Below are 14,697 nucleotides of genomic sequence, written 5' to 3'. Positions count from 1 at the left end.
AGGCTTCCTCTTCATCCTCATCTCCAGACCCAACTTCCATCGCGAAGTCCGCACCGCCGCGTTGATCCTGCTCGTGGGAGGGATCGTCTTCTTCGCCAGACGAAAAGGCGTGGGCAACGCCTGAATCAGAAAAATGACCCCAAAAAGAATTGACCGGGTCGCGTGGCGCGCGCCCGGTCCAGGAGGGGTGTTTTCAGGAACCAGAGTAGCCAGCTCGCCCCTTACGCGCGTCGGCAAATCGGACGAATCTTCCTCCACCAAAAGGTTGAGGCACTCCCCGGGCTTCAGCGGAGTTCGTAAGGGATGACAAAACGGCCGATCTGCAGCAGATTGTGCTGCGCGGGAGCCCAGATGCGGATCGGCACGACACGCAGCGGAGGATTCGACGGCAGCGCCTCGACCGTCCCGACGGCTTTCCCGTTGGCCGCCTCGTAGAAGATCACACGAAGACCAGCTTCTTCGCGCGTCCAGCCGATGAGATACGCACCAGGCTTCAGATCGACGCTGCCTCCAAACTGCACTGGCGCGCCGACAACCAGGTATTGCGAATACTTGCCGTGCGCCGCGTAGCCCGCAGTGATCAGCACCGTCGCCGCGATGACGTGGCCGTGGGCATCGGTGATGCCGCTGTTCGTGCTTGGCTCGGTCTCGATGCGCTCCTGAACGACGGGTGCACGAGCCGGCAACACGTCCGCAAGCTCCTCGGCGGTCGCAGCACGCCACGTAGGTGGCGGCTCGGTATGAGGATGCTGAGCTCTGCTCGCGATACCTACGCACGCAGAGGCAAGCAGCATCGCAATGGCGGCGAGGCATTTCACCGATGCTTCACCAGGCCGCGCTCGATGGCAACCACCGCGGCGCGCGTGCGGTCCGCGACGCTGAGCTTCGAGAGCAGGCTGTTGACGTGCGTCTTCACCGTGGCTTCGGAGATAAACAAGTCCGCGGCAATGTCCTTGTTGCTGCGACCAGCAGCAATGCGCTCCAGTACCTCCTGCTCGCGCGCGGTGAGCTGATGGTCGCCCACACGCTGCGCCAGCTTCTCCGCCACCTCGTGCGGAATGTGCCTCCGCCCTGCGTGCACCGCGCGGATCGCGGCGAGCAGCTCCTCGGGAGGCATCCCCTTGAGCATGTAGCCTCTCGCGCCCGCCTGCAGAGCACGATAGATATCCTCATCACCGTCGAAGGTGGTAAGCACCAGAAAGCGAGCGTCAGGGTGCGTCTCGCGCACCTTGCGAATCGTCTCCGCACCACCCATGCGGGGCAGTTGCAGGTCGATGAGCACCACATCTGGACGCTCGCGCTCGAAGACCGGGATTGCCTCGATGCCATCGCCCACTGCGCCCACGACCTGCATGCCAGCGTCTTCTTCCAGTAGCATGCGCAGGCCCTGCCGCACAATGTGGTGATCCTCGACCAGCAGCACTCGAATCGTCTCCGCCATCCGCCTACACACTCTCCGCATCGCGCACTGCGAGCCGTACCGTCGTACCCGCGCCGGGCGAGCTCTCCACTTCGAGCTCTGCTCCCAGCGTTTCGGCTCTCTCCCGCATGCCCTGCAGACCGAAGTGTCCTTCCTCACGAGCCTGCGTGTCCAGTGAGAAGCCTCTGCCGTCGTCGTGGACGACAACCTCGAGCTGCTGCGGAAGGTAGCGCAGCGTGACAACGATCTCACTTGCCTGCGCATGACGCGCGGCATTGGTGAGAGCCTCGCCTACGATACGCGCGACCTCGCGCTCGACACCAGGACGCAGAGTCCGCGTGCGGCCTTCGACCTCAATGCGGGTGATCGCTGCGGTCGCCGCGTTGTGCGCGGCGATGCTACGAATGCGCGAAGCGAGATCCAGGCTCACCGAGCCCTCACGCAGATCGGCGATGCTTTGCCGCGCCTCGGCGAGCCCTTCGCCGACGAACTTACGCAGGCTGCGAAGCTGCGTCAGGGCGCGATCCGCGCGGCTCTCCGGCAGAGGCCTGTGGCTGAGCTGCATCATCACAAGATCTAGCTGGATGGTTGTGCTGACGAGGTCCTGCGCCAGCGTGTCATGGACCTCGCGAGCGAGGCGGTTACGTTCCGCGAGCACCGCGGCAAAGCGCCGTCGCAGCAGCCGAAGGCGATAGAGATAGCCCGCGCCCAACAGCGCCGCGACCCCCAGCAACATCAGCAGCACAAACCACCAACTGCGATAGAACGGAGGCGTGATCCGCAGCAGCGTTGCTTGTTCCCGGGCCCATGGCTGGCCCTCCAGCGCAGCCTGCACACGAAAGGTATAGGTACCGGGCGGCACTGCGGTGTACGTCGCAAAGCGGCGCTGTCCACCCTCAATCCAGTCGCGGTCGAAGCCTTCGATGCGATAGCGGTAGCGCACGGCGCGGGGATCTCGGAGGCTCAGGCCCGCAAACTCAACGGTGATGCGACTACGACCATAAGGCAGCGCCAGTTCCTCCGAAACTGGCAGCTCGCGATCGTCGGCCAAGATACGTTCCAACACGACAGGAACACCGAGTGGAGGCTTAGTGATGCGCGCCGTCGTCGCAGCGATGCCGCCGCGGGTGGGAAACCAGAGTTCCCCATCGTCCCGCAACAGAGGTGTGCCACTTGCCAGGGAAAGGGTCTCCGCGCTGGGCATACCCTGCCCTTCGCCGTATGGCGTCAGTAGCCGCGCCGCGTCGCTGCAACCGTTGTCACCGCAGGAAAGGAGCCGGTCGAGTGTACCGCTCAGAATGCCGTCACTGGTCTGCAGCCATAGTGTGTTCGCGGCCACGGTGATGGAGGCGACCTGCTGAGCACGGGCTCGGCGCGGAACAAGCTGCGACACGCGGTGGGGGCGATCTCCCTCCAGCCGCCACAACCAGCCATCCTCGGTCGCGAGCCATAGGCGGCCCGCGTCGTCATAGGCCATCGCCGCGACCACAGGGGTCGTTAGTCCTTGAGTCTTGCCGAAGGTCCGTACCACAAGCTCAGAGGAGACGAGCGAGAGACCGCCATCGGTCGCAGCCCAGACTCCGCTGCGCAGCGCAGGCTCTCCCCGCGCAGGGAGTAGTGCACCCACCAAGTCCCCCCCAAGTCCCTCTTGCGGGCCGAAGCCGCGAATGTGATCACCATCGACGAACGCAAGTCCGTGCGCTGTGCCTACCCAGGCCTGCGTCGCGGAGATCGCAGCGACGCTGCGGACGGAGTCATCCGGAAGGCCTTCAAGCGATGTGAGCATACGCGGCACACGCCGCGAGTCGATGCGCAGAAGTCCATGCGGCGTGCCGGCCCAGAGCGTGCCACCAGCGCTGCCCAGACAGAGGATGGTGTCGTCCGCCGTGAGCCCAGCGACATGCATGGGCTTGGCCTGCCCGTCGCGCCAGCTCAACAGACCACCATCGTGCGTGCCCAGTACCACCCCAAGTTGAGGCGTTTCGCTGAGTGCCGTGATCCCAAGATCGGAGGCGCCTTCGATCGCACGGAAGGCGCGGCGCGCAAGCTCATGTAGCCCGGCGGTCTCGGTGCCGACCCACAGGTCGCCTTCGCGGTCCTCGAAGATCGCGAGTACCGAGCGGCCAGCAAACCATGGCACAGTCTGCACACGTCGGCTCGCGGAATCGATAGCCACAAGCCCGGAGCTCATCGCGATCCACGCTGCATCCTGCGCAACGAACACCGTCTGAACGCGCCCCGCAGGAAGCTCGCGGCCGGCGGTCAACGTAAGGGTGGCATTGGCCTTGTGCAGACTTACCTGGGAGACGGTCGCACTCCACGGACTGGCGTCAACGCCAGCGGCGGATGAGATCGGCACCCGGCGCGGAGGAGCAGTATCGTCCATGGCGTGCGCACCATGGGCATCGACAAAGAAACGCCCCGCGCCGGTCGCGACCTCAACCCCGGCCGCTCCATGCGTCGCCAGCGAGATGATCGCGACGTCGCGAAACGGAATCCCTGCGGGGAGAGCCAGCGCGTGGCCGTCATGAATCGCGGCCAGCCCGTTGCCGGAACCCACCCAAAGCGTGCCGTCTCCGGCGACCGTCAGGCAGCAGAGATCGTTGCTCGGCAGAGCCGGAAGCGAGGTGCGATCGTACACCGCAAATTGTGCTCCGTCGTAGCGTGCGAGTCCTCCCTCAGTAGCGATCCAGAGGAACCCGTCCGGGGTCTGCGCGATGGCGTGAACGCTGGCCTGAGGCAGGCCGTCGCTGGTAGTCCAGGATTGATGACCGAGGTAGCGGAGGTCCTGAGCGGGTGCGACGCCAGCGACAACAGCCCACACGAGCGCCGCAGCCATCGTTACGCGCCGTCGCCATGGAGCCGCAGGAAACAATCCCGCCCAGTCAACCACCCGCGTGGGGCATCGTCAACTGGCGATCCCTTTCGGACTTCGTCGCGTTAGCGGCCTGCGTGCTGTGCGACCGCACCTGCATGCGCCGAGGCCAGGCTGCGGGACGGTCGTGTCCGAAGAAGCTTCTCGACCAGCGAGTCGGTCTCGGCCTTCAGATCGACGTACGCCTTGCCCGTGGCCGGGCCGGAGAAGCCGGCATGAGCCTCCTTCACCAGGCCGTCGCGACCGATGAAGAACGCCGTGGGCCAGCAGTTCAGGTTCTTGCCCTGGGGCAGCTTCTCGTTGAGCTGATCAGGAGTTCCTGCCAGCAGGATCGGGTACTCCAGGCCGTACTTCTTCTGGAAGGCGCGCAGGCGAGTGGGGTTCTTCAACTGATCGGGTTCCTCGAACGAGAGGTCGACGATCTCGAGACCCTTGTCGTGATAGCGCTTGTAAAGATCCTCGAGGAACGGCGCTTCATCGTGGCAGTTGGGGCACCAGCTCCCACCAATGGCAACAATCACCACCTTGCCTGCAAAGCGTGGGTCGCGGTTGGTCACGGTATTACCATCGAAGTCCGTCGCCGTGAAGGCAAACGGCTTGGCTGGATCATTGACGCCGGTCTGCTGGTTGCTCTTCGTAGGCGGAGCAAGATTCTCCTTGCGAGCCTCTGTCGGACGGCGCGCGCTCCAGGGATCGCCCTTCTGCAGGAGGTTCGTAACCGTCAGCGTGCCGTCAGCGCCCGGCGCGAGCGTATACAGCGCCGAACCGGAAGCTCCAAAGCGCGAGAAGCGATATTGCTTCGCCACAGCGTCATAGCCGCCGTAGAGGCCGCCAGTGTCCCCATCGATGCGCAGGATGACGGCCTTGGCCTCTGCTCCTTTACCAGCGGCGGGCGTCACGCGCAGAGCCCAGGCAGACTCACCCTTGGGCGACTTCACCGCGATCTCCCAGTCACCGGAGATAGCCTTCACAGGAGCGGCGTTGAGCTCCTCCGTGGGCTTCGCGTCCCGTTGCAGCGTGAGAGGCACAACGCCTCCGCGAGCGCCGCCGAAGGTTCCCTCCAGCTTGCCGTCGCGGATGTCACCCTCGAGCTTGCGGGCGAAGTAGTCGAAGCGCAGGACGAGGTGGCCGTCCTTCAGTTCCCCGCTGGTCGAGACCTGCTTCTCGGGCCCATTGAGGAAGGTGCCGGTGACGGACCCGTCGGCGGCGGGACTGGAGAGGACGACGTGCACGGGAATTTGTTGATCGTGCACCGTGGCTGTGCCGCGCCAGTCTTCCGCAAGCAACGACGCGGATCCGGCGTTAAGCCCCAGGAGAGTAATCACTGCGAGGGTGTTCTTCATCGAGCCTCCTTGCGCGGCAGAGATGCCACACAACGTACTGGAACCGGAATGTCATGGGATCTCAGGAATCCGGGCCCTCAGGAACCTGAGGAGGAGACGCTCACTCCGTGCTGGCGCTGACCACAAAGTGGCAGGCCCGCGGGCTGAGAAGCACCGGAGATGCGACGGGAGTTACGCGGCTAGCGACAACACAGGCGGCCGCACTCAACGTCACACGACGGAGCACAGCAACAACAAAGCCTGAGTACAATCTGCATGGGTCGATTAGAGCAGAGGGGCAACGCTGGCGCAAGCCTTGGGCAGGCCGAAAAGAGGCCACGACCGCCTCGACCAGGACCAGGCCAGGGCGAGCCACCGTCTTCTTTTTGTCTGTCGGCAACATCGACGTGGGACTCGGCAATACTTTCGAGGCTTCAGCACCGCCAGATTCCCCTATATGCTGCAGCTACCGGTCGGGCTACGCTACAGAGGAGGCTATATGACGTCTACGCAACCGATTCGCGTGCTGACGGTGGATGATCATCCCCTGCTTCGCGCTGGCATCTCAGCCTCGATCAACACGCAGTCCGGAATGACGGTGGTCGCGGAAGCCTCGGACGGCCAGGAAGCTGTTGCCGTCTATCGCTCGCACCGCCCCGACGTGACGCTGATGGACCTGCGCCTGCCCAAGCAGAACGGAATTGAAGCGATCGTGGAGATCCGTCGCGACTTCCCTTCGGCGAAGATCATCGTCCTCACGACCTACGGCGGCGACGTGCAGGCGCTGAAGGCATTCAAGGCAGGAGCCTCCGGGTACCTGCTCAAGAGCATGCTGCGGACGGAGCTCGTGGATACGATTCGGCTGGTGAATTCCGGCCACCGCCGCATCCCGTCGGAGATTGCAACGACGATGGCCGAGCACGCGGGCGACGACCTGCTGACCGAGCGCGAGATCGATGTGCTGGAGTCCATCGCCTCCGGCAACTCCAACAAGCTCATCGCCGACTGCCTCCGCGTCTCTGAGCACACGGTGAAGGGCCACGTGCGGAACATCCTCTCCAAACTGAACGCCAGCGATCGCACCCACGCGGTGATGATTGCCCTTCGCCGCGGCATCATCGAGAGCTAGGGCATTTGCGCTATAGACTCCAATGGGCGTTTTCCCCAAGAAAACGCCACAGCACGCCACTCACGGAATACCCACCAACAGGGGAAATGCACTAAGATGCGATGGATGCGCCGCTGGGCCGCGATCATCGCATTCGCCTGTTCGCTCTTGCTCTGCAGCTGTCATCCGTCTCCCTGCAGCATTGACTTCAAGGACGTCCCTATCGCGGGACGGGGCGGCGCCGACTCCGCCGGCACCATCTCGGGGAAAGTCACGTCCGCACCTCGCGGGAGCCGGATTGTGATCTACGCCCACTCCGGCGAGCGTTGGTGGGTGCAGCCCGCGGCCGAACATCCTTTCACGAGCATCGCCGCGGATGGCTCCTGGACCACACCGACCCACCTGGGCATGGAATACATCGCGCTGCTTGTGCCGCCCTTTTACAAGCCCCAGGCCACACTGCTGGACCTGCCCGAAGTCGGCGACGTACTCGCAATCCGACGAGTGCAGGGCAGACCCTTTCCCCTGAAGTCCTTCAACCTCTCCTTCAGCGGCTATGACTGGGAGGTACGGACGGCCACCAGCACCAACGGCGGCAGAGTCCACCAGTACCGTCGCAACAACGTGTGGCTGGATAACCAGGGTTCGCTTCACCTCGCGCTGCGGCGGGAAGGTGCGGACTGGAGCTGCGCCGAGCTGCGCACCCTCCGCACCCTCGGCTACGGCACCTATGGCTTCCACATTCGCGATGTGGGCCAATTCGAACCAGCGACGATGCTCAGCATGAATACCTGGCAGGAAGAGCGTGACGCCGACAGCCACCACGAGATCGATCTCCACATAAGCCGCTGGGGCGTCCCCGACAGCAAAAACGGGGAATATGTAACGCAGCCCTATTACGTCCCGTCCAACGTCTACCGGTTCGAGATTCCACCAGGCCCGATCGCGATGTCGTTCCACTGGGCACCAGGCAGCGTCGACTACCTTACTGAGCGTGAGACTAGCCATGGGAACCTCCCTGTCTCCTCCTGGCGCTTTACGACAAACGTTCCCACACCTAACGGGGAGAAGACCTTCATCACGCTGTGCGTCTTCCCGTACGCCCCGGTCCCCGAGCGAAAAGAGACGGAGGTGATCATTGATCAGTTCCAGTTTCTTCCGTAGCGCACGGCGTGTCGGCGTATGGACTGTTCTGTTCGTCGCCGCCATGGGCGCATCAGCACTGGGCTCTTCACCAGCGCAACCGGCAGGTACTCCCGGAGCCACCCAGGCGCTGATGCGGCAATACCTCAGCCACCGTTGGGGACCCGCGGACGGCATCTATGGCGGCCGCATCAATGCCGTCGTCCAGACACCGGATGGCTACCTCTGGATCGGCTCCGACGATGGGTTGCAACGCTTCGACGGATTCACGTTTCAATCCATGCAGCCGCCACCGCGCAGCATGGCGCCGATCCGCCACGTTCTTACGCTTACGCTGGACCGCGACGGCTCCCTGTGGATCTATTGCCAGGACGCGCGCCTCATCCACTACGTCCAGGGCCGCTTCCAGATTGTCCTCTCGTTGGCCCTGCGGGAGCCGGCAATCACATCCGTGGCCGCCGCCAACGATGGAGGGCTCTTCGCCGTGGGACTCTACCACGGGCTCATGCACTTAAAGGGTGGTGTCATTGAGCAACTGCCACTCAGCACCACGGCGTTGTTGATCGCGATGGCCCAAGCCACCGACGGACGTCTGTGGATTGGCACCCGCGAGGCAGGCATCCTGACCTGGAAGGATAAGGTCGTCACGCCAATCACACGGGGCATTCCCGACCTGAAGGTCAACTGCTTCCTGCCCATGCAGGATGGCACCGTGTGGATCGGCACCGACAACGGACTGGCGGTGTGGGACGGCCAGAGCGTCGTCGTCCCCGAGCTTCCGGACGAGATGGCGCACCAGCAGGTGCTTGCGATGATCCAGGACCATGAACATCATCTGTGGATCGGCACCGAGCACGGGCTGATCCACTACGACGGACATGTGGCACGCTGGCTGGCGAGGAGCGACCGCCAGGCCGCGATCACAGCCCTCTTCGAGGACCAGCAGGGAGACTTGTGGTTCGGCGATGGCGGCAGCCTCGAGCGTATCTCCGAGACGCCCATCCTCCACTTTGGAGCCGAGGAAGGCTTCCCTGCCGGCCGCTATGGTCCCGTCTACGTGGATACCCGCGATCGCACATGGTTCGCCCCGCTGGATGGCGGCCTCTACTGGGAGCGCGATGGCCTAGCGCATCCGGTGCCGCTCGCCGGTCTCGACCACGACGTGGTGTACTCCATCGATGGCGACAGCACAGGCATTTGGGTTGGCCGCCAGCGCGGCGGCGTGACAAGGCTGCGATTCGAGGGAGAATCGCTCGTTCCAACGACACTGACCAAGAAAGACGGGCTCCCGGAGAACAACGTCTTCGCGGTCCACGTAGCCCACGACGGCAGCCTCTGGGCGGGTACGCTCACGCGCGGCATCGGACACTACGCCAACGGCCGTTTCACAAGATTCCAGCGATCCGATGGACTGGCGTCGAATGCCGTTTCAGCCATCGAGGAAGATTCGCAGCATCGTCTATGGATTGGCTCTCCGGAGGGACTGAGCCTGTGGGACGGGCTCTCCTGGAGAACCTACACGGACAAGGATGGACTGCCGTCGTCAGAGATCACGGCGCTGGCCAGCGACAGTAGCGGGGCGATGTGGATCGGCACCAACACAGGTCTCGCAGCGGCTCATGGCGACAAGATTCGCACGCTCGTAGTGCCGACGCTGGAAGGCGCCGTGCGAGGGATGGTGCGCGACGCCCAGGGGCGGCTTTGGATCGCGACGAAGACGCAGCTTCTCTCAGCCCCTGCCACAACCGTGCTTGAGGGGAGCGTGCGCCAGGAGGAAGTCCGGCCCTACGGTGACCCCGACGGCCTCCGAAGCTCCGGCGGCGATGTCCGGTCGCGAGTGATGGTGACGGATGCGGTGGGACGAATGTGGTTCACGACAGCCGCCGGGCTCGACGCCACCTCCCTGCTGCCCGATCAGGACCTGCAGCCCGCAGTACCGCAGATTCAGAGCGTTGAGACCGACGCCGGTCCTGTGGCGCTCGATCATAATGCGATCATTCCCGCCGGCTCGCGCCGCGTGGTCTTCCATTACACGGGCATCTATCTGCGTGACCCAGCCCGCATCCAATTCCGCTACCGGCTCGAGAACTTCGACGAGGGTTGGAGCGCTCCCACCGGGGAGCACGCTGCGGTGTATACCAACCTCGCGCCGGGAACCTATCGCTTCCGCGTGATGGCGACCAATGGCAACGGAAGCTGGAACGAGGTCACCAGCACGCAGCGTGTCGTCGTGCGCCCGCTGCTATGGCAGAGCTGGCCGTTCAAGATCGCGTTCTGCGCTTGCTTCCTACTCCTAGGGGTTTGGATCTATCGCGCGCGGATCCACTTCCTCATGTCGCAGGCCAATATGCGTTCCGAGGAGCGCCTGATCGAGCGCACAGCCATCGCCCGCGAACTGCACGACACTTTGCTGCAGAGCTTCCATGCGCTCATCCTCTTCTTCCAGATGGCGGTGGATCACATCCCGGAAGGCTCGGCAGCCCGGGGCATGCTCGAGGATGCTCTGCGGCAATCCGATGACGTGATGCGCGAGGGACGCGAGCGCCTGGTGAGTCTGCGCTCCACGATGGCCTCCCCGGAGCTCAACCGCATCTTTGCCGCATCGTGCGAGACGCTCTATCAGCTGCACCCCTGCGAGTACGCCATCACCGTGCAGGGCGAGCCCCGGACCATGCAGGCGATCGCCCAGGAGGAACTCGCCTACCTTGGCCGCGAGGCGCTCAACAACGCCTTTCGGCACGGCGGCGCGACCCGCATCGAGGTCTGGCTCTACTACAAGCCCGAGCGCTTCCGCATGATCATCTCCGACAACGGTCGGGGCATTCCCGATTCCGTCATGCGCCACGGTGCACGCGAGGGCCACTGGGGACTGACTGGCATGCGCGAACGGGCGCGCAAGATCGGTGCCAACTTCCACCTCCACACCCGGCCCGACACGGGAACGCTGGTGGATGTGAAGCTGGATGCTGCACTCGTCTATGAGTCCCACGCCCGGAGCCTGCATCGTCCGTGGCTGGCGCCGTGGATCGCGCTGTGGGGATACGTCGTGAAGCTGGCGTCGATGGGATCGTCCCACACAGATACCGCGACGCCTCGCGCCGACGAAGAAGTTCTCTCAAGCCGGAGCCGGCCGGTTCAGCGATAGCAGATCTGGCTCAGGATGGCCAAGCCGCCGAAGACGGCGACCGCATCCTCCAGAAACGCAATCGGCATATCGCCATCGAGGGCGCGGGAAAGCGTCCGCCGCAGGGCCGAACCGGCAAATGTGCCAATCGTGGCCCCGATGGCCCCGGCTGCCATTGACCACCAGGGAAGGCTGTTCGGCATGGACAGAGCCGCCCCGCAGAAGAGCCCTACGACCAGGCGTAGCGCAAACTGCAGCCGCGACCGCCGGCAGCGCGTCGAGGCGAGTTTGTCGCGCACCAGTTCGGCGACCGCCATCACCGTCAGGGTGATGGAAAGCCACCACGAACCGAAGCCCCCCAGAGTCGTCTCGGAGAGTGGCAGTGCGCTGAGATGGATGGCCCAACTAAGGATGGCTGCTGCCGTGAAGGGCCGCAATCCCGCGAGGCAGCCCTCACAAAGAGCAAGAAACAACAGGTACATCCGGCCCCCGCTATAGAAGCTCTGCATCTGCAGCGTAGAGTGCTACTGAAGCTCACGAAAGCGCTGGAGAGATCGCTTCAAACCGACACTTTCGATGGGCATCGCATGTGGCTTCAGGGCATCGTCACGACAATCTTGCCCAACCGGCGGCCATCAGCGGGAAACGTCGCGGAATAGACGTTGCTCGCTTCGCCGAAGGGGACGGACGCCTTTACAAAGGTGCTCAACCGGCCAGCATGCAGCCAGCCCGCCAGTTCGGCGAGTTGCGAGGCCACCGGACGAACCAGAAGAAACGCCTCGCGCACCCGTGCCTCCGCCGAATCGGCACTCCCTGCGACGATGCTTACGGCCCTGCCGCCGGGCTTGAGCACACCCCACGAGCGCTCCAGCGTCTCTCCTCCGACCGCATCGAAGACGACGTCCACCGGCTCGACCAACTCGTCGAACTGCTGGGACCGGTAGTCGATCAGCTGAGTAGCTCCCAGGGCCTTCACGGCAGCAAAATCCTCCCCACCCAACGTCGCGATCACGGTCGCGCCGCGGATGGCAGCAAGCTGTACGGCGAAGAGCCCGACAGCGCCGGCAGCCCCATGGATCAGCACACGCTCGCCTGCTCGGATGTTGGCTCGCTCGTAGAGTCCCTGCCAAGCGGTCAGCGCGCTGATGGGTACGCTCGCAGCCTGCGCCAGGGAGATGCCGGCCGGCACTCGAGCCAGGCTCCCCGGAACGGCCAGCGTGTACTCGGCGAGCGCTCCCTCCTGAAACCAGTCGTTCATGCCGAAGACCACGTCCCCGGGCGCGAAGCCGCGAGAACCTCCGGCAGCCGACACAACTTCGCCGGCAAACTCATGCGCAGGGATCACGTTGCTGCGGAGCTCTCCCAGCTTCGTATGGAGCGTGGGGTACCAGAGCCGCTCACTGGGAATAATCCCGGCGGCTCGCACACGGATCAGCAGTTCCCCATCCCCGGGTGTCGGCTGGTCGCGCTCCCGCTCGATGAGTTGTTCGCCACTCGCCGCATCCACAAACTCAAGTGCCTTCATTCCCATCTCCGTTTTTTAGCGCGAATCACCTTGGCTGAATCTCCGCGCTTCCTGTCCGGAGTGTAGCCGGGCGCTCGCCGCGTGAGGCCCATCCTGCGAGCTGCCTTCGCGTGGTCAATTCGAGGCGGACCCTGCACAGTCGATAACGGTTCAGCTCGAAATGAGCGGATTCCACCTGTTCTTTGTGTCCTTTCAAATCTTCACAAGAAACCCTAGCCTTCAGCCTGTAACGAGCATCCCGTCTCATACGCACTTCGGAGGAGTCATGACCATTCTTCTTGCGGCATTTCTGATCGGCATCGTCGCTGGCCTGCGGGCTATTACGGCTCCCACCATGGTGAGCTGGGCGGCACGCCTCGGCATCCTTTCACTCGGCGACACATGGCTTGGCTGGCTAGGCTATCAATGGACGCCATGGATCTTTACAGTCCTGGCATTGGCAGAGATTGTCAACGACAAGCTGCCGGCCACCCCCAGCCGCAAGGTTCCGCCCCAGTTCATCACCCGCGTCCTCACAGGTGCACTCTCGGGGTGCGCCATCGGCACAGCTCACGGGACCGGCGTTGCCGGAGCTCTGCTGGGCGCAGTCGGAGCCGTTGCAGGAACCCTGGGTGGAGCGGAGTTCCGCGGCCGGCTCGTGCAGGCCATCGGAGGAAATGATCTGCCAATCGCCCTTCTGGAGGACTGCATTGCCGTCGGCAGTGGCATTCTGATTGTGAGGTTTCTTCTATGACGCAAGGTTTCGATGACATCGTGGTGGGCTCAGGTCAGGCAGGGCCATTTCTCGCAGTGCGCCTGGCGAATGCGGGCCGCCGGGTAGCCATCGTCGAGCGCAAGTTCTTCGGTGGCACATGTGTGAACACCGGCTGCACGCCCACCAAGACCATGATCGCCAGTGCCGAGACCGCGCATCGCGTGCGCGAATCCGTGCGCTGGGGCGTGCATCACGCGGGCTCGGTCACGGTGTCGATGCCGGAGGTCCAACGCCGTACGCAGGATGTCGTGATGGCGTCTCGCAACGGCATCGAGAAGATGCTGCGCAGCACACCCAATGTCACGGTCTTTCGCGGCACGGCAACGTTCACGTCGCCCATCATGATGAACGTCACCGGAGAAGACAGCGCGCAGATCGAAGGCAAGCGCATCTTCCTCAACGTGGGCACGCGAGCCGCTGTGCCTGAACTCAAAGGCGTGCATGACGTTCCGTTTATGAACAACACCACGTTGCTCGCGATGCAGGAGCTGCCCGAGCACCTGATCGTGGTTGGCGGCGGCTATATCGGCCTGGAATTCGCGCAGATGTTCCGCCGCTTCGGCAGCAAGGTCACCGTCGTCGAGATGGGCCCGAGGCTTGCCGCACATGAGGACACTGACGTCACGGATTCACTCCTGCAACTGTTTCAGCAAGAGGACATCGGGGTTCGGCTCAACGCGAAATGTATCGCGCTGGCGCCCGGCGCCAACGGCGGCGTGCAGGTGCACGTGACCTGCGATGACGGTGACCCCGCCGTCGAAGGCTCGCACGTGCTGCTGGCCGTGGGACGGACTCCCAACACGCAGGACCTCGGCCTCAACGCGGCGGGTGTGACGCTGGACGATCGCGGCTTCACGCCCGTGAACGATCAGCTGCAGACCAACGTCCCGCACATCTACGCGCTCGGCGACTGCAATCGGCGCGGCGCGTTCACGCACACCTCCTACAACGATTTCGAAATCGTCGCCGATAACCTCATCGACGGTGCGACACGCCGTGTCACCGACCGCATCCAGGCCCATGCGCTCTACACGGATCCACCGGTAGCGCAGATCGGAATGACCGAGGCCGAGGTGAAGAAGTCTGGCCGGAACGCACTCGTCGGCCGCCGCGCGATGACGCGCGTGGGCCGCGCCGTCGAAAAGGGCGAGAGCTTCGGCTTCATGAAGATCCTCGCCGATGCCGATAGTAAGGAGATTCTCGGCGCAACCATCTTCGGCGTGGGCGGTGATGAGGCGATTCACTCCGTGCTCGACATCATGTACGCCAAGGCCCCCTACACGACGCTGCAGCATGCAGTCCACATTCACCCCACCGTAGCTGAGTTGCTGCCTACGGTCGTGGGCGATCTGAAACCTCTTACCTGAACCCGCCGCGCAGGAACGCGACGAGCCCCTGATGCCGGAGGCCTCGGCACACTGTAGTA

Annotated in this window: 11 protein-coding genes; 5 read left to right on the top strand and 6 right to left on the bottom strand. The window is 63.9% G+C overall.

What is annotated here, in order from left to right:
• Positions 1–284: 284 nt before the first annotated feature.
• From AC5E6W_RS21660 to AC5E6W_RS21645, 4 genes are all read right to left on the bottom strand, one after another.
• A complete protein-coding gene (locus tag AC5E6W_RS21660) occupies positions 285–686 on the bottom strand; it encodes a hypothetical protein (RefSeq protein ID WP_491754426.1) in 402 nt (133 codons plus the stop codon).
• A 128-nt stretch (positions 687–814) separates the two neighbouring features.
• On the bottom strand, positions 815–1,441 hold the full coding sequence (locus tag AC5E6W_RS21655) for a response regulator (protein WP_491754425.1): 627 nt from the start codon (positions 1,439–1,441) through the stop codon (positions 815–817).
• Between the two features lie 4 nt (positions 1,442–1,445).
• Positions 1,446–4,259, bottom strand: a complete 2,814-nt coding sequence (locus AC5E6W_RS21650; RefSeq protein WP_491754424.1) for a sensor histidine kinase — start codon at positions 4,257–4,259, stop codon at positions 1,446–1,448.
• A gap of 101 nt (positions 4,260–4,360) precedes the next feature.
• On the bottom strand, positions 4,361–5,638 hold the full coding sequence (locus AC5E6W_RS21645) for a peroxiredoxin family protein (protein ID WP_491754423.1): 1,278 nt from the start codon (positions 5,636–5,638) through the stop codon (positions 4,361–4,363).
• Between the two features lie 478 nt (positions 5,639–6,116).
• Between AC5E6W_RS21645 and AC5E6W_RS21640 the strand changes: the two genes are divergently transcribed.
• From AC5E6W_RS21640 to AC5E6W_RS21630, 3 genes are all read left to right on the top strand, one after another.
• Positions 6,117–6,746, top strand: coding sequence for a response regulator (locus tag AC5E6W_RS21640; protein ID WP_491754422.1), 630 nt, complete (start codon positions 6,117–6,119; stop codon positions 6,744–6,746).
• Positions 6,747–7,025: 279 nt separating this feature from the next.
• Positions 7,026–7,889, top strand: coding sequence for a LamG domain-containing protein (locus AC5E6W_RS21635; protein WP_491754421.1), 864 nt, complete (start codon positions 7,026–7,028; stop codon positions 7,887–7,889).
• A complete protein-coding gene (locus AC5E6W_RS21630) occupies positions 7,864–11,013 on the top strand; it encodes a sensor histidine kinase (RefSeq protein ID WP_491754420.1) in 3,150 nt (1,049 codons plus the stop codon). The genes AC5E6W_RS21635 and AC5E6W_RS21630 overlap by 26 nt, the downstream gene beginning before the upstream one ends.
• Here AC5E6W_RS21630 and AC5E6W_RS21625 read toward each other — a convergent pair.
• Together AC5E6W_RS21625 and AC5E6W_RS21620 are read right to left on the bottom strand one after the other, a co-directional pair.
• Entirely contained in the window at positions 11,004–11,501 is a 498-nt protein-coding gene (locus AC5E6W_RS21625) for a DUF4126 family protein (RefSeq protein WP_491754419.1), read from the bottom strand. The two genes, AC5E6W_RS21630 and AC5E6W_RS21625, sit on opposite strands and share 10 nt — an antisense overlap.
• An 86-nt stretch (positions 11,502–11,587) precedes the next feature.
• On the bottom strand, positions 11,588–12,517 hold the full coding sequence (locus AC5E6W_RS21620) for an NADP-dependent oxidoreductase (RefSeq protein WP_491754418.1): 930 nt from the start codon (positions 12,515–12,517) through the stop codon (positions 11,588–11,590).
• A 265-nt stretch (positions 12,518–12,782) separates the two neighbouring features.
• Between AC5E6W_RS21620 and AC5E6W_RS21615 the strand changes: the two genes are divergently transcribed.
• Positions 12,783–13,250, top strand: a complete 468-nt coding sequence (locus tag AC5E6W_RS21615; protein ID WP_491754417.1) for a DUF4126 family protein — start codon at positions 12,783–12,785, stop codon at positions 13,248–13,250.
• Positions 13,247–14,638 (top strand): FAD-containing oxidoreductase, encoded by a 1,392-nt coding sequence (locus AC5E6W_RS21610; RefSeq protein ID WP_491754416.1) that lies wholly within the window; start codon positions 13,247–13,249, stop codon positions 14,636–14,638. The genes AC5E6W_RS21615 and AC5E6W_RS21610 overlap by 4 nt, the downstream gene beginning before the upstream one ends.
• The last annotated feature ends 59 nt before the right edge of the window (positions 14,639–14,697 follow it).

It is taken from the genome of Bryocella sp., assembly GCF_058498515.1.
The sequence above is the reverse complement of the archived record's forward strand: the minus strand, read 5'-3'. Positions and strand labels throughout refer to the sequence as shown.

Bases quoted from the DNA above. Each gene is read 5' to 3' on its own strand.
- AC5E6W_RS21655 (WP_491754425.1), bottom strand. From the start codon at position 1,441: ATGGCGGAGACGATTCGAGTGCTGCTGGTCGAGGATCACCACATTGTG.
- AC5E6W_RS21650 (WP_491754424.1), bottom strand. From the start codon at position 4,259: ATGGCTGCGGCGCTCGTGTGGGCTGTTGTCGCTGGCGTCGCACCCGCT.
- AC5E6W_RS21645 (WP_491754423.1), bottom strand. From the start codon at position 5,638: ATGAAGAACACCCTCGCAGTGATTACTCTCCTGGGGCTTAACGCCGGA.
- AC5E6W_RS21640 (WP_491754422.1), top strand. From the start codon at position 6,117: ATGACGTCTACGCAACCGATTCGCGTGCTGACGGTGGATGATCATCCC.
- AC5E6W_RS21625 (WP_491754419.1), bottom strand. From the start codon at position 11,501: ATGCAGAGCTTCTATAGCGGGGGCCGGATGTACCTGTTGTTTCTTGCT.
- AC5E6W_RS21620 (WP_491754418.1), bottom strand. From the start codon at position 12,517: ATGAAGGCACTTGAGTTTGTGGATGCGGCGAGTGGCGAACAACTCATC.
- AC5E6W_RS21615 (WP_491754417.1), top strand. From the start codon at position 12,783: ATGACCATTCTTCTTGCGGCATTTCTGATCGGCATCGTCGCTGGCCTG.
- AC5E6W_RS21610 (WP_491754416.1), top strand. From the start codon at position 13,247: ATGACGCAAGGTTTCGATGACATCGTGGTGGGCTCAGGTCAGGCAGGG.